The 23,139-nt window shown below is 57.7% G+C and carries 16 protein-coding genes and 1 tRNA gene; 4 read left to right on the top strand and 13 right to left on the bottom strand.

The annotated features are described in order from the left end of the window. Positions 1 to 113: 113 nt before the first annotated feature. Positions 114 to 740, bottom strand: a complete 627-nt coding sequence (locus tag HF945_RS04165; RefSeq protein ID WP_290524497.1) for a TetR/AcrR family transcriptional regulator — start codon at positions 738 to 740, stop codon at positions 114 to 116. Between the two features lie 637 nt (positions 741 to 1,377). On the opposite strand from HF945_RS04165, the gene HF945_RS04160 reads away from it, so the two are divergent. Further along, positions 1,378 to 3,681, top strand: a complete 2,304-nt coding sequence (locus tag HF945_RS04160; RefSeq protein WP_290524496.1) for a hypothetical protein — start codon at positions 1,378 to 1,380, stop codon at positions 3,679 to 3,681. A 627-nt stretch (positions 3,682 to 4,308) separates the two neighbouring features. On the opposite strand, the gene HF945_RS04155 is transcribed toward HF945_RS04160, so the two are convergent. Further along, positions 4,309 to 5,433: an acyl-CoA dehydrogenase family protein gene (locus HF945_RS04155; protein ID WP_290524495.1), complete on the bottom strand. Its 1,125-nt coding sequence runs from the start codon at positions 5,431 to 5,433 to the stop codon at positions 4,309 to 4,311. A gap of 25 nt (positions 5,434 to 5,458) precedes the next feature. Further along, positions 5,459 to 6,661, bottom strand: coding sequence for an acyl-CoA dehydrogenase family protein (locus HF945_RS04150; RefSeq protein WP_290524494.1), 1,203 nt, complete (start codon positions 6,659 to 6,661; stop codon positions 5,459 to 5,461). A 214-nt stretch (positions 6,662 to 6,875) separates the two neighbouring features. On the opposite strand from HF945_RS04150, the gene ylqF reads away from it, so the two are divergent. Beyond that, positions 6,876 to 7,820, top strand: a complete 945-nt coding sequence (ylqF, locus tag HF945_RS04145) for a ribosome biogenesis GTPase YlqF (protein WP_290524493.1) — start codon at positions 6,876 to 6,878, stop codon at positions 7,818 to 7,820. Positions 7,821 to 8,250: 430 nt separating this feature from the next. Here ylqF and HF945_RS04140 read toward each other — a convergent pair. From HF945_RS04140 to infC, 8 genes are all read right to left on the bottom strand, one after another. Continuing rightward, positions 8,251 to 8,327, bottom strand: a tRNA-Pro gene (locus HF945_RS04140). A gap of 586 nt (positions 8,328 to 8,913) precedes the next feature. Then, entirely contained in the window at positions 8,914 to 9,273 is a 360-nt protein-coding gene (locus HF945_RS04135; protein WP_035230230.1) for a MerR family transcriptional regulator, read from the bottom strand. Beyond that, a complete protein-coding gene (gene ihfA / locus HF945_RS04130; RefSeq protein WP_062817366.1) occupies positions 9,254 to 9,556 on the bottom strand; it encodes an integration host factor subunit alpha in 303 nt (100 codons plus the stop codon). Before ihfA ends, HF945_RS04135 begins: the two co-directional genes overlap by 20 nt. 20 nt (positions 9,557 to 9,576) lie before the next feature. Then, positions 9,577 to 11,952, bottom strand: a complete 2,376-nt coding sequence (pheT, locus tag HF945_RS04125) for a phenylalanine--tRNA ligase subunit beta (protein ID WP_290524492.1) — start codon at positions 11,950 to 11,952, stop codon at positions 9,577 to 9,579. 30 nt (positions 11,953 to 11,982) lie between these two features. After that, positions 11,983 to 13,002 (bottom strand): phenylalanine--tRNA ligase subunit alpha, encoded by a 1,020-nt coding sequence (gene pheS, locus HF945_RS04120; RefSeq protein WP_290524491.1) that lies wholly within the window; start codon positions 13,000 to 13,002, stop codon positions 11,983 to 11,985. A 162-nt stretch (positions 13,003 to 13,164) separates the two neighbouring features. Beyond that, the gene (gene rplT, locus HF945_RS04115; protein ID WP_290524490.1) at positions 13,165 to 13,524 is read right to left on the bottom strand and encodes a 50S ribosomal protein L20; all 360 of its coding nucleotides are present in this window, start codon (positions 13,522 to 13,524) and stop codon (positions 13,165 to 13,167) included. 25 nt (positions 13,525 to 13,549) lie between these two features. Then, positions 13,550 to 13,744: a 50S ribosomal protein L35 gene (gene rpmI, locus HF945_RS04110; protein WP_008929366.1), complete on the bottom strand. Its 195-nt coding sequence runs from the start codon at positions 13,742 to 13,744 to the stop codon at positions 13,550 to 13,552. A gap of 52 nt (positions 13,745 to 13,796) precedes the next feature. Continuing rightward, positions 13,797 to 14,354 carry a translation initiation factor IF-3 gene (gene infC / locus HF945_RS04105; RefSeq protein WP_290524489.1) on the bottom strand — a complete coding sequence of 186 codons (558 nt, stop codon included), beginning with the start codon at positions 14,352 to 14,354 and terminating at the stop codon, positions 13,797 to 13,799. 383 nt (positions 14,355 to 14,737) lie between these two features. Here infC and HF945_RS04100 point away from each other — a divergent pair, with 383 nt between their 5' ends. Continuing rightward, positions 14,738 to 15,940 (top strand): hypothetical protein, encoded by a 1,203-nt coding sequence (locus HF945_RS04100; protein ID WP_290524488.1) that lies wholly within the window; start codon positions 14,738 to 14,740, stop codon positions 15,938 to 15,940. Between the two features lie 875 nt (positions 15,941 to 16,815). Here the strand turns inward: HF945_RS04100 and HF945_RS04095 are convergent. After that, positions 16,816 to 20,598 (bottom strand): SIR2 family protein, encoded by a 3,783-nt coding sequence (locus tag HF945_RS04095; RefSeq protein ID WP_290524487.1) that lies wholly within the window; start codon positions 20,596 to 20,598, stop codon positions 16,816 to 16,818. 275 nt (positions 20,599 to 20,873) lie between these two features. Between HF945_RS04095 and HF945_RS04090 the strand changes: the two genes are divergently transcribed. After that, complete coding sequence (locus tag HF945_RS04090; RefSeq protein WP_290524486.1) at positions 20,874 to 21,173, top strand: transposase; 300 nt, start codon at positions 20,874 to 20,876, stop codon at positions 21,171 to 21,173. A 270-nt stretch (positions 21,174 to 21,443) separates the two neighbouring features. Here HF945_RS04090 and guaA read toward each other — a convergent pair whose 3' ends face one another. Then, a complete protein-coding gene (guaA, locus tag HF945_RS04085) occupies positions 21,444 to 23,015 on the bottom strand; it encodes a glutamine-hydrolyzing GMP synthase (protein WP_290524485.1) in 1,572 nt (523 codons plus the stop codon). Positions 23,016 to 23,139 lie beyond the last annotated feature (124 nt).

Here is a 23,139-nt window from a genome sequence, read left to right as displayed (position 1 = left end):
GGTGGACAACATAGAATCTCCTACGGAAAAGTGGAGGCTTTCCCGTAATTCTACGATGAATTTTTCTTTTGCCGCTCCGCGGCCGCAATATGCGGCCTCTGCGACTCAAGCAATCAGCCCGCCATCAGGGGACGCAGGCACTGATCGGCAACCTTACGCACGGACGCTTCATCAGAGGGGTTCATCACCCCTTCCGGCGACAGCAGCATGGATTGCATCAGACGCAACATCAGTTCGGCAAGAAACTCGGTCGACAAGTCGCTGATCGCCTCTTCCTTCTTGACCCGTTCCAGCATGGTCGCCAGAAACATGCGGAAGAAAGCCATCATCTGCCATAGCCCCTGGGTGAAGAATGGCAGGATGATTTCGGTATCAGAGGTTTGCAGCCTGCGCCACAGCGGATGCGCATGGGCGCGGGTTACCGCCAGCACAAAGGACTCAAGCAGCTTGTTGAGGCCGCCCTCGATGGCATTCAGTTCCTGCTCGATCAGATCCAGCTCACGCTTTGCCTCACGCAGAATCACCGCATGGATGAGTTGGTCCTTGTCGCCAAAGCGACGGTAGGCCGTGGCTCGCCCGACGCCGGCACGGTTGGCCACATCTTCCATGGTCGTGCGACGCAGACCGAATTCGATAAACAGCGCCAGACCGGCGTCGAGAATCTTCACATAGGTCTTGTCACCCTCCGGCAATTGAATCCCTTGCAGAAGTGCATTTGAGGCAGCAGTGTTCCGTGACATCGAGACTCCAGGTGAAGATAGCTGTTCAGAGGAAATTGTTATAAGGAAGTAACGGTAGCAAATACTTACTCAAACGTGAACGACAACTATGTATCCCGCCCTTGTCACGTGGTGACACCGTGCGCTTTTCACGTTGCTTTGCGTTGGCACCGGTAACAAACACGGTGTCATTACGGGTGACGTCACCTTCGTGCCCCAACTCTGCGTTTGCCATTCATCCTGCCAGCTGAAAATCCCGCCTTACGTCCGCCACGCTTCCCTGCCTCCTCCCGGCTTCAGTTAGGGGGATGCTCATTGCTGAATGCGTCCTCCTCTGCCGCCCCATGCCTACCGACGACCCAGAAAGCACAGGCGACAGAGGGAACCACCAGACCAGCCACCAGAAGGGATACAAACGGCAGAAATCTGACTAGTGACTAGCAAGTCACAGTTCTGCAATGCTAGTGTTGAGCAGCTGATACAATAATAATAATTTGTATCAAGGTTGCACCCATCCCAAAATGGTGCGCTACACATCATGGCCTACAGAGCCGTGAGATCCAGGCAGCGGCAACGACAACAACAAGTCACCGCAAACCACCGGATCAAGAAATAACAACAACTATTTTTCGACATGACTGTCGGAGGTACGTGTGCAATGAAGAATCCAACCCTCAAGGAAGTACCCTCTCGCTGGAGAGCGCTGGCGACCATGGTCGCAGCAGTTGCGCTTACAACAGCCTGCGGTGGCACCGGTGACGTTGACCCCGTCAACAACGACAATACCAGCAGCACACCGGAAAGCGCCGCCAACACCAGTCTGCCAACACCCCAGACGGAAGATGTTGTCCCGCTATCGTCGCAAGTGACATCCCAGAAATCCTACTCTGCGGGTGAAGATGCGCCGCCCCCGGCGCCCTACGATGGCAGCTACGAAGACCCCTACCACGATGAAGCCCCGATCAACGTCTATAATCGTCCTGGCGATTACGACCCCTATGCGCTGCTGTCAGAAGGCAGCCGCGGGGGCTGGGCGGTCTGGGATTACTGTTACGGCAAGCCGGACAGTGCAGAACTCCCTGTTGATCCCCGTTCCATGGTCAAGGAAGGCGTCAGCTATGGTAAGGCGGTGCATTTCAATGCCTATTGGAAAAACTGCCATGTGGATGCGGAAGCCGTTCAGGAAGTGGGTAACGCCAAGACCTGCGGCGAGCTGCGCGAACGCTTCGAGTGGGGCGGCCGACTGCTGACCGGCGGCTCCGAAGGCGTGGGCGCCCTGTTTGCCGGCACCACCCCCTACACCCTGGAAGGGGCCATGGGCATCTCCACCCTGACAGCAGGCCAGTATCGCCGTCTGTGGATGTCCTGGGGCGGCTATATCGCCAAACCCGATAACTACGATCAGCGGGTTGCTGAACGCTACGGTTCGCCGATCAGCGATACACGCAATCCCTACCCCCTGCCCGGGGAAGATCCGAACAAAACTGACGGCGGCTCAGGTCAGCTGCCACTGATGTTCACACAGATGCGCCTCAAGGACGGCTCCTGGTCCGGCCGCATCGGCATCACCTGCCACGCCTGTCACAGTGGCAACGTGGAGCACGAGGGCATGGGCAATACCCTGGGTAGCGGCAGTCCGCTGGCCGATCTGGATCTGTTCCTGCGTGATGCCCTGCCGCAAGGCTATCTGGCCTCCGTGGCCACCCTCGCCAACCTCAGCCATGGCCGCGGCACCAACAACGCCTCGGACGTGAATCTGGCGTTCATCTTTCCCGATGACGGACTCTACGCCCCGCAGGATTTCTTTGGCCTGATCAATAGCGGTTCCACCGCCTCCATGGATACCCCCGCGTGGTGGAACCTGGGTCACCGTCCGGTGAAGTTTGCTGACGGTATTTTCCCGGCTGACGCCCCCCGTGTGGACCAGGTGTTCTACACACCGATTTTCGGTCTGTTTGGGGCCGTACTGGGCCCGCTGAGTGAAGCAGGCCAGGATTACATGCGTAAGGCCGGGCCGCCTATCAACGCCTGGATCGAAACCCTGAAAGCGCCCAAGTATCCCGCCGAGATTGATACCGCACTGGCAGAAGAAGGTGCCGTGCTGTTCCACGAGCTGGACATGTGGGGCCCGGATCGCGACAACCCCATTGACCGCCCCGAAGGGAACGGTTCCTGTGCCAGCTGTCACGGTGCTTACTCTCCGCGTTATGTGAACGACCCCAACTTCCTGGCCGACCCGGCGCTGGAAGGGGTAGCGTCCTACATCGTGCCGCAGCGTATCATCGGCACCGATGCGGTGCGTTGGGAAACCAACAACGAAAGCATGCAGCGGGCCGGTTCCGTGAACTTCTTTGGTTACCCATCCACCAAGGGCACCGAAAACGATTGTGGCCCGCAGAACCAGGAACGCCTGCGTGGGGATCGTGAGCCGGGTTATCTGGCACCACCGCTGTACGGCGTATGGGCCACCGCGCCTTACCTGCACAATGGCGCCATTCCGGATGTCTGGAGCCTGCTCAAACCGTCTGACCGTCCCACCATCTGGCGACGTGAGTCTGCACCGAAGATGAAGAACCCCTGGTACAACAATGGCAACGTGACCATGGGCTTCGATACCAACTTCTCGCGCGCTTACGACCAGAACAAGCTGGGCTGGAAATACGACGTGATCGATTGTGAATGGCGCACCTGGTGGAACCCTGCGGTAACCCCGGGCTACACCTGTGATCCCAATGACGAGCGGAACACACCGCTGGCTCAGGAGATCCTCGGCGTGCTGTTCGATAACCTGATCCTGGCATGGAACATCTGGGCACCGCCGAACATCACCAATGCCCAGGTGGAAGATCGCAAGATCTACAACACCATCCTGTACAGCCAGGGCAACGAGGGTCACGAGTTCAACAGTGTACTCACCGATGATGAGCGTCTGGCCATCATGGAATACATGAAGACCTTGTAATCCAGGACCCTGCAGTAAAGCAGTAAGAGAAACCCGCACAGCTTGCGCTGTGCGGGTTTTCTTTTGCCGCGCTGCGGCTGTGACGCATGACGCCAGATGCCCGAAGCCTGACGCCGAAACCCAAACCCCTCAGGCTTCGCCTGTTTTTATGAAGAAGAGAAACGGATTTTTTGTGGGAGCGCTTGTGCCCTTTAGGGTATGTCTGCACGCGAAGGTTTGTATATCCGATGGCCATTCGCGTGCAAGCACGCTCCCACACGACAGCCCCCCTGGCGGGCGTAAAAGTGGCCGAAGAGCGGCCAACAAAAAAGGGGCCCTCGGGCCACTGCTGTCCCACAGTTCCATGAAGGTCCTGAGGAAGAGGAGGCGCGTTCTCTTGTGGGAGCTCTCTGTGCTCGTCAGGGTATGCTTGAAGCGAATAGCCCTTGCCGCACCAACATTCGCCTGCAAGCAGGCTCCCAAGAGACAGGTATCTGCGAGCGTCAGAATGCGGCGGTTAAATCCTGTTCCCCTAAACAGAGAAACCCGCCAGCTTGCCAGCCTGGCGGGTTTCGGACTTCGCTAAATCAAACTGTGGGACAGCAGCGGCCCGAGGGCCGCCTTTTTTGTGTTCCCTCCAACGGAAGATTACGCGGAGCGCGCGATCTCCATCAGGTGGACATCCGCATTGCCGAACACACCATCTACCGCACTCAGGCGCTTGACGAAGTGGCCCACGTTCAGCTCGTCGGTCATGCCCATGCCACCGTGAATCTGGATGGCTTCCTGGCCAATCTTGCGGCCGGCACGGCCCAGCTGCGCCTTCATGGCGTGGACCGCCTTGGCCGCATCATCATGCCCTTCCACCAGTTTCATGGTAGCCGCCATCAACAGTGATTTGGTCTGCTCCATGGCGATGAACATGTCCGCCATGCGGAACTGCAGCACCTGGAATTTCCCAATCGGCAGGCCGAACTGCTTGCGGGTCTTGCTGTATTCAACGGTATCGTTGAGCAGCACGGACAGGCTGCCAGTACACTCGGCAGACAGGGCCAGCAGGCCTTCCAGCAGGACGCTTTTGGCAATCTCGTAAGCCTTGTTCATCTCACCGATGCGTGCCGCCTCGGCCACCTTCACATTACTGAAGCGGATCTCTGCACCCTGGCGACCGTCCACGGTACGGTGGGGAGTACGCTCAACCCCTTCGGCATTGGCATCCACCAGAAACAGGCTCAGGCCGTCCTTGTCGCCCACCTGGCCTGCAGTACGGGCCAGCACGATCAGCTGATCAGCATGGTCCCCGTTCAGGACACAGGCTTTGGTGCCATTGAGCACCACGTCGCTCCCTTGCACATCGCCCTGCATGGCGGTGTTTTCCAGGCTGAATACGCGCTCGTATTCTTCTGCGGCAAAGGCCAGCTGCAGGCCACCTTCCAACAGGGACGGAATGGTTTCACCCTGTTGGGCTTCAGAGGCATGACGCAGGAAACCGCCGCCCAGAACCACGGTGGCAATATAGGGTGCCATGATCAGGCCTTCACCCAGTTCCTGCAGCAGTACCATGGTCTCCAGCGGGCCCATGCCCAGACCACCGTGCTCTTCGGCAAACGGTACGGCCAGCCAGCCCAGTTCGGCGAACTGATTCCAGGTCGCTTCGTCCAGCGGCATCAGCTTCTTGTTCTGGCGGTGCTTTTCCACATCGTGGTTATCACGGACAAAACGCTTGGCGCTGTCCGCCAGCATTTGCTGTTCTTCACTCAACTGAAAATTCATCAGACTTCTCCTTGTTGGCGGACGCTTACAAACCCAGAACGGCTTTGGCAATAATGCCGCGCTGGACTTCGTTGGAGCCGCCATAGATGGAGCAGGCTCGTGAGTTCAGGTAATGGGGCATGGCGGTCAGCGCATACTCCGGCCCGATGATCGGTTGCTCATCACCGGGCACCAGGGCCTGAGGCTGCCAGATGGCGGCCTGGGCACCGAGGGTCTCGATACGCAGTTCGGTGACTTTTTGCAGCAGTTCGGTGCCGAGGATCTTGGTCATGGAAGACAGCGCGCCCGGATCCTTGCCGGAAGACAGTGCAGACTTGATACGCATCTCGGTAAATTCCAGTGCCAGCACATCCGCTTCCACGGAAGCAAACTTGTGCTGCCAGACCGGATCCTTGCTCATGGGGCCGTGCACGGTCTGCTGTTTTTCGGCCATCAGACGGATCTTTTCCAGCTGTACGTTCAGGCCCGGAGCGTATTCCTGACCACCACGCTCGAAGGTGAGCAAGTACTTGGCCACGGTCCAGCCGTCGTTCTCCTCGCCCACACGGTTCGCCTGGGGGACACGCACGTTGTCGAAGAACACCTGACACTGCTCGGTGACTTCATCCAGACCGACGATGGGCTCGATGCTGATGCCCGGCAGGTCCATATCCAGCAGCAGGAAGGTAATGCCCTGCTGGGGCTTGCCGTCTTTATTGGTGCGCACCAGCGCAAACATCTTGTTGGCGTAATGAGCGTAGGTGGTCCAGATCTTGGTGCCGTTGATGATGTAGTCATCACCGTCTTTTTCAGCAAAGGTCTTCAGAGAGGCCAGGTCAGAACCAGAGCCGGGCTCGGAATAGCCCTGACACCAGAAATGCTCACCGTTAAGGATCTTCGGCAGGTATTCCTTCTGCTGTTCCTCAGTCCCACAGCCGATCAGGCAGGGGCCACACATGTGCAGGCCCATGGGCACCAGCGGCGGGGTTTCGGCACGCACCAGTTCTTCAGCAAAGATGGCACGCTGGGTGACGCTCCAGCCGGTCCCGCCATGCTCTTTCGGCCAGTGGGGGGCTGCCCAACCCTTGTCATTGAGGATTTTCTGCCAGGCCATGGCTTCCTTCACCGGTGCGAACACCGAGGTCACCATCTTGCCTGCTTCCCGAATTTCGGGGGGCAGACTTTCTTCAAGAAAGGTCCGCACCTCTTCCCGAAATGCCTTTTCCTGCTCCGGCACACGCAGATCCATACCGTACTCCGCTGTTATCAGAATCAATGGTATACAGTGTATACGAGTACGTATGAGACACTCATGACGGGACGTATCAGGGCATTGGCGAAAACCGTCATGCGCAATTTCGTGGCCTTCACAGGCGGCTCTCGACAACTGCTTCCGTTCAGCAAGGCCGGACAAGAACCGATATAATCCCGGCCAATTCGCATTTTCCAGAGCAGGCCCCTTGATGAGCATCAACTGGTTCCCCGGCCACATGAACAAGGCCACCCGTGAAATCCACGATCTGCTGCCCAAGGTGGACCTGATCATCGAGATCGTCGATGCCCGTCTGCCCTACAGCAGCAGCAACCCGGTGATTGAAGGCTTTCGCCAGGGCAAGCCCTGCCTGAAGCTGCTCAGCAAAAGCGATCTGGCCGACCCGCAGATCACAGCCCGGTGGCTTGAGCACCTGCAACAGGACCCCACCGTGCGGGCCCAGGCCATCACCACCCACAAGCCGGAAACCATACGCAAACTGGCCGATACCTGCCGGAAAATGGTGAACAAGCGGATTGACCGCGCCACGACCATCACCGCCCTGATCACCGGCATCCCCAATGTGGGCAAATCCACACTGATCAATACCCTGGCCGGCCGTCAGGTGGCCAAAGCGGGTAACGAACCGGCGGTGACCCAGCGCCAGCAGCGCATCGAACTGGGTGAAGGGCTGATCCTGATCGATTCTCCGGGGATCCTCTGGCCCAAGATCGAGAACGCGGCCAGCGGTTATCGCCTGGCCCTGTCCGGCGCCATCAAGGCCACCGCCATGCACGAGGATGATGTGGCCCTGTTTGCCGCGGAGTACTTCATGGAGGCCTATCCGGCACTCATGCAGGAGCGTTTCAAACAGGCCGATCTGCCCAGCGAAGGCGTACCGTTGCTGGAAGTCATCGGCAAGCAGCGCGGCTGCCTGGGCCGTGGTGGCCATGTGGATTTCGACCGCGCAGCGGCGCTGCTGATCAATGAGTTCCGCAATGGCAAACTGGGCCAGATCACCCTGGAAACCCCGGCCATGGCCGAGAAGGAACACGTCAAGGTAGCGGAAATCCGCGCCAGAAAGGCGAAGGAAAAGGAAGAACGCAAAAAGGCAAGAAAGGCAGCTTACAAGGCCAAGGCGAACAAGAAGGCCTGACTAGGACGCCTGACGCCTGACGCCTGACGCCTGACGCAAAAAGGCCCGCCCGGTAAACCGGGCGGGCCTTTTTGCGTCGAAAACACATGCTATACCCCGCCGTAGGAGCCCAGCTTGCCTGGGCGATCCGAGCCTAAGCGAGGTACGGATTCCAGAAACGCATTTCAAAGATCAAAACCCGAACCGCTTTCCATGCTCCTGGTTTTGCCTTTCGAAACTCGCTTCTCGTAACTCGAAACGGATTACCTCGCTGTCGCTCGGATCGCTTGCAGGCAAGCTCCTACAGGCGTGCCGTGCAGGCTGGGTACCAAGAGGGGATGCCATTTGGCACCGCCCTTCCGGGTGTTGCCTGATACGTGAAGCGTGTTGCGGCCGCCGAGCGGCCACAAAAAAAGCCCGGCTAATGCCGAGCTTTTTGATCCGACCAAATTGGTCGGGGCGAGAGGATTCGAACCTCCGACCCCTTGCACCCCATGCAAGTGCGCTACCAGGCTGCGCTACGCCCCGAGGCGCTTTGTCAGCACTGCTAACAAAGCGGCGTGCATCATAGCGGATTCATTCGCGGGATGGAACCAGTAAACAGCTGATTGGTCAGGGTTTGAGCGATGAGACGGCAAGCCTCAAGCTACAAGCTTCAACGCGGAGAAATGCTGTGTCAACGGCCACGCCCTGCCCGCACCCCGGTCGGATTGGCCAGAACCCAATCAACCATTTGAAAGGCCACCGCTTAGGGCCCCGCGTCACATAGCACCAACCTCACTGTGGGAGCGGTGGTTCCACCGCGATTGCCCGACCTCGAAGTTTCGCGGTCGGACGACCGCTCCCACAGTAGCAGGGTCCATCGCATGAATCGGGTACCGCGGAGTGTTACCCCCCGGAGCGCGGAGCCCAGGCATTCCAGCCAGGCAAGGCCTCGCTCGCGTTGTAGCTTGTAGCTTGTAGCTTGTGGCTTGTGGCTTGTGGCTTGAAAAGGATCGCCTGCAGGCAGGCTCCTATGGGGGCATGGAGGAAGGGCCAGGCATGAAAAAGCCCCGGGAGCCGGGCTGCCGGGGCTTTCACTTGCAGGCAAGCTCCTGCAGGAGCCTGTCTAAGATCAGGAGGCCTTGAGCACGTCGAGGACGTCTTCCAGCTCCACGATCATCTGCTTGATCAGCTGATGGTACTGGGTGGCGGATTCCGCATTGGCACCACCGGTAAGCTGCTGCCGGGCACCACCAATGGTGAACCCCTGATCGTACAGCAGGCTACGGATCTGGCGAATCATCAGCACATCCTGGCGCTGATAGTAACGACGGTTGCCACGGCGCTTTACCGGCTTGAGCTGGGGAAATTCCTGTTCCCAGTAGCGCAGCACGTGCGGCTTTACATCACACAGGTCGCTCACTTCGCCAATGGTAAAATACCGCTTGCCCGGGATCGCCGGGAGTTCGTCGTTATGACTTGGTTCCAGCATACGCCTCAACCCGTTGTTTTAGTTTTTGTCCTGGACGGAAGGTGACAACCCGACGGGCAGTGATGGGGATTTCCTCACCGGTTTTCGGATTGCGCCCTGGTCGTTCACTTTTATCTCTGAGATCAAAATTGCCGAAACCGGACAGCTTCACGGGAACGTTGTTTTCCAGGGAATGGCGAATTTCCTCGAAGAACATTTCCACCATTTCCTTGGCTTCGCGCTTGTTAAGGCCAAGCTCTTCAAACAGGCGCTCGGCCATGTCCGCTTTGGTCAGCGCTCCCATGAATCACTCCCAATCCCGAATCAATCCCTTAAGGCGGCGTTAAACTGTTGTTTTAACTGGGAAACAACAGCTTCAACCAGGTCGTTGACTTCTTGATCCTTAAGAGTGCGTGAACGGTCCTGGAAGGTCAAGCCCAAAGCGAGGCTTTTGCGATTTTTACCAATGCTATCACCTTGATATATATCGAAAATCCGCACATCGGTGAGACGCTCGTCACAGGCAGATCGCACCGCCGCTACCAGCTCACCCGCCGGAACGCTGTCATCCACGACAAAGGCCAGATCGCGACGCATACGTGGCTGATCGGACACACCGGCAAAGGTGGGCAATACCCCCTGCTGCAGAGGTGCTGACGCCAGCTCAAAGGCATACAGATTGGCGGGCAGGTCCAGATCCGCCGCAAGACGGGGGTGAATCCGGCCCAGATAGCCAACCACATCCTCTCCGCGCTTGAGCGCAGCGGTCTGCCCCGGATGCAGCGCGGGGTGCTCTCCGGCCTCAAAGCTGAACGCCCCCACGTCAGAAAGCGTGAGCAAGGCTTCCACATCCCCTTTCAGGTCGAAGAAGTCCACAGCCCGCTTGCCTTCCCAGTTCTGCGGCTGGGCACTGCCGTAAACCAGACCCGCGATCATCGGGGTCTGCTCAAGACCTGCCTCACCCGGCACAAAGCGCAGCCCGGTTTCAAACAGACGCAGACGCTCCGCCTGACGGTTCAGGTTATGGCGGGCGGTGCTGAACAAGCCGGCCAGCAACGTGGTCCGCATCACGCCCAGATCCGCCGAGATCGGATTGAGCAGCGGCAGGGGCTCGTAGCGGGGCTCCACCTGCTTGAGCAGGCCCGGCTCCACAAAGGTATAGGTAATGGCTTCCAGATAGCCGCGATCGATCAGGGTATCGCTAAGGCGGCGCAGGGCCACCACGTGCTCACCCACGGTCTCGCCAGAGGGCGAGCCCGCCGGAACACGGCTGGGCAGCTTCTCGTAGCCGTAGATACGCGCCAGCTCTTCAATCAGATCCTGCTCGATGGCCATATCAAAACGCCAGCTGGGCGCCAGCACAACCCATTCCTTGCCGCTCTCCTGGGTGGAAATCTCCATACCCAGACGACTGAGGATGTCTTCTACCTGGGTCGCAGGCAGGCCCATACCCAGCAGCCCCTCGATCCGCTCAGCGCGCAGGGTGATTTCCGCCTGCTTCGGCAGCTTGCCTTCGTCCACGGCCTCGGTCACCGGGCCCGCCTGACCGCCGGCGATCTCCAGGATCAGGGCGGTGGCGCGCTCAATGGCGTCATTTTGCAACTGCGGGTCCACACCGCGCTCGAAGCGGTGGGAGGAATCGGTGTGCAAGCCATAGGAACGGGCCTTGCCGGCAATGGCCAGCGGCGCAAAGAAAGCGCACTCAAGGAAGATGTCCTGGGTGCTGTCGGTCACGGAAGACGGTTTCCCCCCCATGACGCCGGCCAGGGCCAGGGCCTCGCTGTCATCGGCGATCACCAGGGTGTCGTTGCGCAGGGTCAGTTCCTGATCGTCCAAGGTGGTCAGCTTCTCTTCGGCGTTGGCCTTGCGCACGGTGATGCCACCGTTGAGCTTGGCCAGGTCGAAGGCATGCAGGGGCTGCCCCAGCTCCAACAACACATAGTTGGTCACATCGACAATCGGATCGATAGTACGCACACCGGCACGGCGCAGGCGCTCGATCATCCACAGCGGGGTCTCCGCCTTCACATCAACGCCCTTGATCACGCGCCCCAGATAACGGGGGCAGGCATCGCTGTCCGCCAGGGTCACGTTGAGGGTGTCATCGATGGCCGGTGCCACCTTGCTGATGGCCACCTCGGTGAGCGGGCTCTGGTTCATCACGCCCAGCTCGCGGGCAATACCGCGCACGCTCAGGCAGTCCGCCCGGTTGGGGGTCAGATCCACCTCGATGACCGCATCGTCCAGCTGCAGGTAATCGCGGAAGTCCTTGCCGACGGGCGCCTCTTCCGGCAGTTCCATCAGGCCATCGATCAGATCTTCCAGACCCAGCTCGGAGGCACCACACAGCATGCCGTTGGACTCGACGCCACGCAGCTTGGCTTTCTTGATCTTGAAATCACCAGGCAGCTTGGCACCCACCTGGGCAAAGGGAATCTTCAGGCCGGGGCGCACATTGCTGGCGCCACACACCACCTGGGTCGTGTCCGTGCCGTTGGACACCTGGCAGACGCGCAACTTGTCGGCATCCGGGTGCTGTTCGCAGCTTTCCACCACGCCCACCACCACACCGGAAAAAACCGGCGCCGCCGGTTCTACACCGTCTACTTCCAGACCGGCCATGGTCAGCTGTTTGACCAGGGTGTCCGTGTCGACCGCGGGGTTCACCCACTCCCGCAACCAGGCTTCATTCACAAGCATTATCGAATTCCTTAAACGTGTTTGCGGGCGTTAGCTGAACTGGGACAGGAAACGGGTGTCATTCTCGAAGAACAACCGCAGATCGTTCACCCCGTAGCGCAGCATGGTGATCCGCTCGATCCCCATACCGAAGGCAAAACCGCTGTATTCCTCAGCATCCACGCCACCGTGCTCAAGCACCTTGGGATGCACCATGCCGCAGCCCATGATCTCGATCCAGCCGGTGTGCGAGCACACCCGGCAGCCTTCGCCGCCACAGCTGACGCAACCCACATCCACTTCCGCACTGGGCTCGGTGAACGGGAAATAGCTGGGACGGAAACGCACCGGCAGGTCTTCCACTTCAAAGATGAAGCGCAGGAATTCCGCCACGGTGCCGCGAAGGTCGGCAAAGGTAATGTCCTTGTCCACCAGCAGGCCTTCCACCTGGTGGAACATGGGCGTGTGGGTCAGATCGGAATCACAACGGTACACCCGCCCCGGCGCAATAATGCGGAACGGCGGCTTGCCCTGCTCCATGACCCGCACCTGCACCGGCGAGGTGTGGGTACGCAGCAGACGGCCATCACCAAAATAGAAGGTGTCGTGCATGGCACGCGCCGGATGATGGGAGGGAATATTCAGGGCTTCAAAGTTATGGAAATCATCTTCCACTTCCGGCCCTTCGGAAATATCGAACCCCAGGCGCAGGAAGAAATCTTCAATGCGGCGGCGCATGCGGTTCACCGGGTGCAGGTTGCCCGGCATATCGCCACGGCCCGGCAGGGTCACATCCACGGTTTCACTGGCCAGCTGCTCCGCCAGCGCGGCTTCTTCCAGCAGGGTCTTGCGGGAAGTAATCGCTTCCTGGACCTTTTGCTTGCCTTCATTGATGACAGCGCCAGCCTTGGGGCGCTCTTCCGCGCTCAACTTGCCCAGGCCCTTCATCAGCGCACTGATTTCGCCCTTCTTGCCCAGGTATTTCACCCGCACATCATCCAGGGCCCGCACATCGCCCGCCTGCTCTACTTCCGCCAGCGCGGCTTCGACCAGGGCATCGAGATTTTCCATTGATATTCCCCTGCTACACGCCTCACGCAACACGCATCACGCAGACTGGCGTGTTGCATGAAGCATGTTGCTTGTTGCGTCTCTTGTTCCAACAAAAACGGGGGAAGAGCGCGAGCTCTTCCCCCGTTGAGTATGCTGCTCTGTCTGAGACAGAACAGTGAATCAGGCGGTGAGACTCGCTTTGGCTTTCTCGGCCAAAGCGCTAAAGGTTGCCTGATCGCGAACAGCGATGTCCGCCAGTACTTTACGGTCGATATCGACAGAAGCCTTTTTCAGGCCGTCGATCAGACGGCTGTAGGACAGGCCGTTCAGACGCGCAGCGGCGTTGATACGAACAATCCACAGACGACGGAACTGACGCTTGCGAACCTTACGGTCGCGGTAAGCGTACTGACCGGCTTTGGTAACGGCCTGGACCGCTACGCGATAAACACGGCTGCGGGCACCGTAGTAGCCTTTAGCCTGCTTGAGAACCTTCTTGTGCCGACGACGGGCCTGCACACCACGTTTTACTCGTGCCATTTTTCAGTCTCCAGATCCGTATCAGTTATGCGTAGGGCATCATGCGTTTAACAAGAGCCACATCATTCTCGTGGACTTCCTGCTTCGGACGCAGCTGACGGATAGTCTTGGAAGACTTCTTGGTCAGAATGTGGTTTTTGAATGCCTGCTTGCGCTTGAAACCGGAGGCGGTTTTCTTGAAACGCTTGGCAGCCCCACGATTTGTCTTGATTTTAGGCATGGTACCTTCTCAAGTTGGTTGATTAATGCAGTAACCCCTCCTGTTGGAGAGATTACTTCTTCTTTTTGCCCGGGCCGATCACCATGATCATCTGGCGACCTTCCATATTCGGGCGTTGCTCAACAGTACCCAGTTCTTCCAGGTCCTTCTCGATACGCTCGAGCAGTTCCCGGCCCAGCTCCTGGTGAGCCATTTCCCGGCCGCGGAAGCGGACGGTAATCTTGGTCTTGTCGCCGGCCTCGAGGAACTTCTTGAGGTTACGCAGTTTCACCTCATAGTCGCCGATGTCAGTGCCGGGACGGAATTTGATTTCCTTGACCTGAGTCTGGCGCTGCTTCTTGCGCCCCTCTTTGGCCTTCTGCTTCGCCTCGAACAGGTGCTTGCCGTAATCCATGATTCGGCAAACAGGCGGTTCCGCACCAGGGGAGATTTCTACCAGATCCAGCTGTTTTGAAGTGGATTTCTCCAGCGCTTCCTGCAGGGTCACAATACCGACCTGCTCGCCGTCCACATCGATCAACCGAACGTCGGTTGCCTGGATTTGCTGATTGATTCGGGCGCGTTGCTCGCGGCCCTTGTTGCCTCCACGCTTAATGTCGTGAACCTCCACTCTGTTTTAGACCATGAGGCGAACGCCTCGCCGCCCCAGTAAAGGCGCGCATTGTATGCCACCACAACGGGCACAACAACCCCAAACCCTCAGGCTGGAGCACGCAACTCACTGAAACGGAATGAATTCTACCCGGCTGTGAGGTTTCGCTCACGATCCGAAAGCCGTGTAACCGGCCCCGAATCCCGGGAAGGGTGCGTATTTTAAGCAAATCCGCCCACTTTTCAAGCAGCAATACGGCCCCAATGGCAGCAAAACCGCCAACCGGCGCCGTCCCGCACCCGCTACCGCTCACGCCACCCCCGAAAAGGCCGCGCCTTAACATCCAGACCGGCAAATTGTACGCTGGGTCTCTGTGGTCTTGAGGGGGAAGCAAGACAACCATGCCCATAGAAAGTCATCACCATCCCGGCCACGTTGCGGATCCGGATCGCAACCAGGTCAACGGGGGACTGCTGGCACCGGACGACAACCAGGCGGACATCCTGGATCGCCTGGTCACCAGCCTGTATAGCTGCGTGGATCACAATGAAGGGTTTGACCCTTTCCTGCGCTTTATTCGTGAAGAGCTGGATCTGGTCAGCGCCTGTCTCGCCGTCATCCAGAAGGAACCTCAGCTGAAAGGGCTGTATGGCTGGGCGGTCGGGTACCCGCCCGGGGTTGTCCCCCTGATGCTGAAAACCGGCCTGGTCTTCAAGGACAAGGCCATTGCCCGGGCCCTGGACGCTGGCCCCAACGCCCTGTTCAGCTACGCCGACGGCGACCCGGAATGCGATGTACTGGCCGGCATGTCTTCCTTCTCACGCACCTGGGTGCGCGCCGCGGGCATTGTCGACAGCGCCACCATCGCCTTCACCAACAAGTACCAGCAACATGTGGCACTGGTCTTCAATCGCCACAAGTCCCGACCGGTGTTCAGCAAACAGGAAATGGCCCTGCTTGCCCGGCTGAAGAAGCATGCTGAAATCGCCCTGGACCTCTACGAGCGCCTGCACCGCTCTGAACAGAGCTTCAAGGACCTGCAAACCAGCATTGCCATGCTCAAACAGCCTGTGGCGGTGTTCTCTCCGGTCACCCTGCTGATCAGCGCCAGCCCGGCCTTCATCGATATTGGTAATCGCTATGATGTCTTCACGGTGAACCAGGAGACCCGGGGCATTCATTTCCGCGACACCGGGTTTGGCAAGGATTTCTACACCCAGCTCATGCTATTCATTACCGGCAAGACCGCAGCGCTGGACGACAACGACACCCTGTACCTGCACACCGATGCCCTGCCCCTGCGTTTCTCGATCACCCCGGTGCACAACAAGCAACGCAGCAACAGTAATGTCCTGGTGGAGATCTTTGACCCGAATGACTGCCGGGTGCCCGGGACCGCCGAGATCCGCAAGATCATCAATGCCACCGAGGCGGAGGCCCGGGTCTGCCACTGCCTGATCAAAGGCGCCAACACCGCTGAAGCCGCCGAGGAACTGAGCCTGGCAGTGAGCACCGTTCGTACCAATATCAAATCCCTGCTACAGAAGAACAACTTCAACCGGCAGGTGGATCTGATCAGCCACCTGCTCCGCATCTGCTCTTAGGGTGCCGTCGCGCAGCGCTTAGCCTGAATGAAACAAAAAAGGTTCATTGCGGATTTGAGGGAATGGCTCGCGGCACGCCCCATGCCGTAGGAGCGTCGGTTATTCGCTCCGCTCACCCCTGCGGGGCCGCCTTGTCAGGCGTTCCTTCGCTGCGCTCGGTCGCGGCGCGATTACAGACCAGGGTCAAAAACGTTTTCACCACAGAGATCGCAGAGACCACTGAGGAAACCCATTGTTTTCACTCGGTGGTCTCTGCGATCTCTGTGGCAAAACAGGCTTTCCTGCTTGTGTGGGAAATTCAGCTTGCTGAACGAATGCTGCTGTGGACCAGGGCATGCTGCTAGAGCCTTCGTTCAGCAAGCAGAATCTCCCACAGATCTCGATTTGCCCCTGGGCGGGACTAAACCGCTGGAATCGCGCCGCGAGCGACGCTCCTACGGGAAAACCGCGGTAGGAGCAACTTCCCGCGATTGCGCGATGAACCACAAAAAAGGCAGCCAACTGGCTGCCTTTTTCTATTCCCACTCTATTATTGATTGTCGAAATAAATCCCTATAAAACAATAAGCTATGCATGCCACACGGGAGCCATACCATGAAAAATACCACCTCTACCGCTTGAGGGGCATTATCGATGTGATGTGCCATCCCGCCGTCACAGAGCTCTCGCACAAGTCACAGCCAGCCCTTTCTTGCCGTTCAGTCTGGCGCACTTACTGACTAAGTGCGCTGGATCGACAGAGCGTATTACGGTCATTCGGTGTCACTGCGAACAAGAACTTCTGATTTATTTATGGCAGACCTTCACTGTTTGAGAGGTCGTGAAATCTAGGGCTCCATATCCATAGCTGGGTTGTCGGTCATGAATACCGAGACCTAGCTTCGTTCAACAAGATCGATAAGGCGCAAATAGCGTGGATCTGATATCAGCTCAGGTTCGGCTTCCTCAATCAGTGCTAGTACCTTCGGTAACTCGTATGGCGGACGGGTGAGGACCCGAGGTGTAACCCTGTTCATCAAATCCAGCGTCGTTTCAGGGAATAGAGCGGTAATCGGCTTCTCATCACTGATCTCTCGGGTGAACCGGTAGAACGGATGGTCATTTGTCTCCACCGGCACCAAGAACTTCTTCACCGTTTCGTAGACGGCCGGGAAGCTATCGCCGGTATCATCAAGCAGGCCGATCCACGCCCTCATCGATGCTGTGGTCCTGTATCGGCGTTCTCTCGGCCAGTCCTCTTTGATTAAGGGAATGACGTGTTTAATCCAGCCATTCTCGTTTTTCTGTCCGACCTTGCCCAACCAGAAAATGAACTGGTTCCGAGCATCGTCGGACATCGCTCGAAAGATCGAGCGCATTTCGCCTCGTGTAAGACCGCTTGGTTCACCCGGGTGAAACACCCGCATGAAGCCTAGCCATTGGACGGCTACCTCTGAGAGATCGCGATCCCAAGAAAACCCTTCAACCCACGGGAAGAGGTCAAGCAAGAGTGGCTTGATGGTCTCGGCCAACGGCGGCCAAGGCACTCGGCCACTATGAAGAAACCCATTCCATGCTGGTTCCGAGGCTGGATGCTCGAACTCCAACATCGGAATAAGACGTTCCTCAGTCCAGGCGGGATCAACAAACATGAGCCAGTTAAGCTTGCTGCTCGCTATCGACACGGCATGACCTGCCCCCTCACCTGGTGCCGTAAAGAGGCGCTCGACACGGGATTTGATGTGCTCGGGGATCAGTGAACCAGCTTCCTGTTTTTCCCCTGGCACTGAGTGGAAAAGGGCCTTAGCGCACATACCAATGGGACCGTTGATCGCATGGCCGAATGTGCGCCGGGACCGTTGAATGACGTTTCCACCTTGGCGGATTTCGCCAATCCCGCTCTTCGCTGCATTTGCTCCGCCGCTCAGGATGCCATCGACGATGTGATCGTAGACTGTCCAACCGAGATCATCATCAAACTCAAGGATCGCGACCAAGTCCTTTTCGAGCCATCGGCCCAAGGTATGGCGCAGTTTGGCGATAACTACATGTGGGAGTCGCGCTACTCGGTTCAGGAATCCCCGTCTCAGCCTGGGCGAGATGTCTGCGGGAAGCTCACTGATCATGGCCGACCAGAACGCCTCAGGGTAGTCGTTAGCCTTTCCTGCAATCGTCAACGCAGACAGCGCCTTTCGCGGATTGGCTTTCACCAAACCAGTGAAGGGCCGCTTCTCGGTGAAGCTGTCAACGTCCCTCTTCAGGTCTTCCTTTGCCTTGGAGACCACCTCGTTTACGGGAAGGTCCAAGATGGAATCTGGTTTTTCATCCGTACCGACCCAGCCCGTGTGAGAGCCCCGCACCACCACCGTCGAGGTCGCCCAGCCGTCGCTCCATCCAGGAATACTTCTGATCATCTCGGCAAGCCGTTCACTGCGATCAGCAGTCAGTTCACAACCCTGTAGTTCGAGATACCGGGCGTATCTGGAGGCAAACTCGTCCCGCAGCCCTGGAAACTCTTCGTCACACCAGCGGGAACGCTGATCGGGGCCCGTCAAGATGCGGTCGATGAGTTGATTTCGGCTCTCCTGAGAGAACTCTCCCCATCGGTCCTCCAGCAGGAAAAGAAGCTCTCGGACCACATCGATGCCCCAGAATATCTCCTGATCTAAGGACAAGACCTCCTCGGCTACATGGTCGGCCTCGAAGACGCCCGCTTTGCTGAACGCATACAGCTTGAGTTTACGGAAAAAGAACCGGTCTGCCGCAGGCCAAGTTGTTGCATATGCATTTGCCAGTTCTGGCCACTTGGCAGCCAATCGGTCAAAAAGTTGGACGAACCAAGTCACGCCCCCCGCGGCTTCCGTGATGTGCTCTCTCCCATCGATCTCACGGTCCGAATAGCAGGTCGGCGTCTGGAAGTAGACGGTCTCGATATCCCCCAGTAGCCCTGAGGCGACGGTAAACTGTTCATTCAGAATGCCAACTACCTGTGGTAATAGATCGTCGGGGACGTCTAAATCTTCGTTGTGCCGATCCAAGAGCACGACTTCCCACTGACCGAGGTCGCTGAGATGAATTTCCTCCCAGGGTACACACGGTGGTCTGGTCTGCCCCAAGCCATACGATGGCCTGATCTCCAAGCGCGGCGTCGCAACCCTCCGGAATTCCCGTAGGACACTGGCCGTCCAGCCCTCCTCATTGATCCGTTTCTTCAAGTCGAACCAGTCGCCATTCCATTGACGATTGCGAGGGTCTCGATGGTGTTCGAGAATCAGGTTCCAGATATGACGAGCACGCTCGTTGAGAGCCTTCGAATGCTCCACTTGCCACTCGAACTGTTGCAGCAGTCGCGGGTGCAGTCCGCTCTGTCGAATGACCCACCAAGCCAGCACAGGGCTATCGATGGACTTGCTGAGCCAGGTGATGAGGTGGCCAAGCCTTATCGGGGTTACCTCGAAACCTGCAGCCTGTCGTCCGCCCAACCGATGAAAATCATGCGGATTGTCGTCTTCATCGCGCCAGACAAGGAGATTGTCGTTACTGACACCCTGTCTGCGATCATCGTCAGAGATATCCCTCAGATCGTCATCGAGTCCATAAGCAGCCTCGGGATCGAAAACTTCAGCATCGTCGCCATAGCCGCGGCTCTGTTTGGCTGATCGGACATTCGCATCCATCACACATACCCATTCAGGATGCGGTACCGGATCAGCCTCCGAGAACAACCTCGCTCCCTGCACTGTGCGAAGGACATGAACAACTTGACCACGCTCATGAGGGGCTAGATCCTTCGGGTCCTGCTGACTTTTGGCGATTATGGATGCACGCCACCTGCGCGGATCGTCGGCCCGATCTGCCCAGGCTTCCATGCTCTTCCACAAATCCGAATGATCGGAATAGGCTATGGCTGTGGCACCTCGGTCACGCCACTTGGCTTCGATCTCCTCAGGAAGCCCACGGTCAAAGGCATAGAGTCTAGATCGGTCATACTGACCGTCATGGTTGAGCCCCTGAAGAAGATATTTAATTGGTGGGTCTTCCGCCTGATAGCCGACCAGAACGACGGTATATCGTTCGAGGAGATGCCTGATGAAGTTGGTGGCCCATCCTTCTGACAGATAGGCACGCCCGAAGTCCGCGCTGCTCAGCACGTAAGGATGACTTTTAGAGGCTGCTTCTACCAAACGCCCGTGTAGATACGTAATCCCCTCTATCTTCGTTCCAAAGTTCAGGTCGGGAAAAGCAGGTGGCACGTGTCGGACCAGATGCTCTCCTTCCTGCCCTACCTCGAACAATCGGTCAAAATTCGTCGTGACAATCTGCGGCACGCCGCTTTGGCTCGAAGAAATCCGCTTGATCAGACCGTGCTCACGTCCAAAATCTTTGATTTCTAGAGGAGCACTCAGCCGCTCTGTGACCAGAGCGTTAACTTCATCCTTGCCGTATTCAAGGTGAAGGAGGTTGAAGATTTGGTCGAGTGGGACATTCGCTGCAGATTGATCGTCCAGCCATGGCCGAAACGCAGCCATGATTTCTGAATCGTCTGGTGGGTCAAAGAACTCAATGACGTACCTAGTGAGGCCGACAAAGGTCGGCATTCCAGATGGCAACGAAACTCCGGCACCGCACAGAAACACCACGCGACCAGCATCACAGCGCTCCAAAAGAATATCCGGCATGGAGGGACCATCGGGATGAAATCTCATAAGCTCAATTCATCAATTGCTGTTCATAGATTCTAGTGCTGGATTGGCTAGTGCGTTTGCTTCGACGCTTGCTCTACAGATACTGAGTCGAATCAGCATAGGCGCGCATCTTTAACAACGGGGGTCAGGTCTCCCATTTCCCACAAAGAACGCAGGCAACCACTTATAACATCAGAAGGACTTCGCCTACAGCCGAGCCCTCCCTCCTGCGGCACCATCCTCAAACACCAAAAAGAATGGAGACTGCCATGGCTCGCCCACTTCGCATCGAATTTTCTGGTGCCCTATATCACGTCACAGCAAGGGGCAACGCCAGACAAAACATCTATGAAGATGATCAGGACCGATTAGCATTCTTGGACGCCCTTCTCTCATGCACTCAAACCTACCACTGGCAATGCCATGCTTACTGCTTGATGAGCAACCACTATCACCTTCTCATAGAAACGGGTGATGCCACATTGTCAAAAGGGATGCGCCACCTCAATGGGACCTATTCGCAGCTCTACAACAAGCGCCATAAAAGTGAAATTCGAGGACACGCATAAATTCAATCACACCCCAAAAAGCTTACCATCCGACCAAGCTCTGTCCCGAGGCCCACTTTCTACCGATGAGCTCCGAGTATGCTTTCAAGTTACCTAATACCCCGATGCCATCAGCTGTAGCCGCTGCTATGGCCTTCTATGTGCCAACCACGCACCAAGAGAAAAGCTACTTGAAAAATCACGATCTAACTTAACGATATCAATACGCCATAAAAAAACGGCCCCGAAGGCCGTCCTTTTCATGATGTATTTCTACGCATCCAGAATGGGCTATTCCCACTCAATCGTCGCCGGTGGCTTGGACGAGATGTCGTAGGTGACCCGGCTGATACCCGGGATCTCGTTGATGATGCGACTGGAGACCAGTTCCAGGAACTCGTAGGGCAGGTGTGCCCAGCGGGCCGTCATGAAGTCGATGGTTTCCACCGCACGCAGGGCGACCACGTATTCGTAGCGGCGGGCATCGCCCACTACACCCACGGACTTCACCGGCAGGAACACAGCAAAGGCCTGACTGGTCTTGTGATAGAGCCCCGCAGCACGCAGCTCTTCAATGAAGATATGGTCCGCCAGACGCAGGGTGTCGGCGTACTCCTTCTTCACTTCACCGAGGATACGCACGCCCAGACCCGGGCCCGGGAAGGGGTGGCGGTAGACCATGTCGTAGGGCAGGCCCAGCTCCAGACCGATCTTGCGCACTTCGTCCTTGAACAGCTCGCGCAGGGGTTCCACCAGCTTGAGCTTCATGTCTTCCGGCAGGCCGCCCACATTGTGGTGGCTCTTGATCACGTGGGCCTTGCCGGTCTTGCTGGCGGCGGATTCGATCACGTCCGGGTAGATGGTGCCCTGGGCCAGCCAGTTGGCATTTTTCAGTTTGCCGGCTTCTTCATCGAAGATGTCGATGAAGGTGTTGCCGATGATCTTGCGCTTCTTCTCCGGATCCGCTTCGCCGGCCAGTTTGCCGAGGAAATTGTCTTCCGCATCCACACGGATCACTTTCACACCCATGTTGTCGGCGAACATTTCCATCACCTGGTCGCCTTCCTGGTGACGCAGCAGGCCGTTGTCCACGAACACACAGGTAAGCTGGTCACCGATGGCCTTGTGCAGCAGCGCCGCCACCACGGAGGAATCCACGCCACCGGAAAGCCCCAGGATCACTTCGTCCTTGCCCACCTGATCACGGATGGTGTCGATGGCATCATTGATGATGTTGCTGGGTGTCCACAATGCTTCACAGGCGCACAACTCACGCACGAAACGCTCCAGCAGACGGCCACCCTGCAGGGTATGTGTCACTTCCGGATGGAACTGGATGCCGTAGAAGCGCTTCTCTTCGTTGGCCATGGCAGCAATCGGGCAGCTACCGGTGGTGGCGATCACCTTGAACCCCTGCGGGATCTCACCCACACGGTCACCGTGGCTCATCCACACGTCCAGGAATTCCTTGCCGTGTTCCTCGTGGTCGACAATGCCATCCAGCAGGCTGTTCTTTTCCGCTTTTTCTACACGCGCGTAACCGAACTCATGCTTCTCACCGGCAACCACCTTGCCGCCGAGCTGCTCGGACATGGTCTGCATGCCGTAACAGATGCCCAGCACCGGCACACCGGCGTCGAACACCGCCTGTGGGGCACGCGGGGTTTCTGCCGCAGTAACCGACTCCGGCCCACCGGACAGGATAATGCCCTTGGGCGCAAACTCGCTGATTTCCTCAGCGGTCATGTCGAAGGCGCGGATCTCACAGTAAACGCCGATCTCGCGCACGCGACGGGCGATCAGCTGGGTGTACTGGGAACCGAAATCCAGAATGAGGATGCGCTGGGCATGGATGTCTTGCATGGGGTTCTATCCCGCGGTGGTTGCCGGCGACAAGCACCGGGCCTTGTTGGTTACAGGTCGGACGCCGGATGTCTGACGTCAGACGCTTTAAAAACAAAACGGCCGGAGTTGCCTCCGACCGGTT

Origin of the sequence: Alcanivorax sp. (assembly GCF_017794965.1) — a bacterium.
GTDB lineage: Bacteria > Pseudomonadota > Gammaproteobacteria > Pseudomonadales > Alcanivoracaceae > Alcanivorax.
Note: the sequence above shows the minus strand (reverse complement) of the source record. Positions and strands in the feature narration are given on the sequence as shown.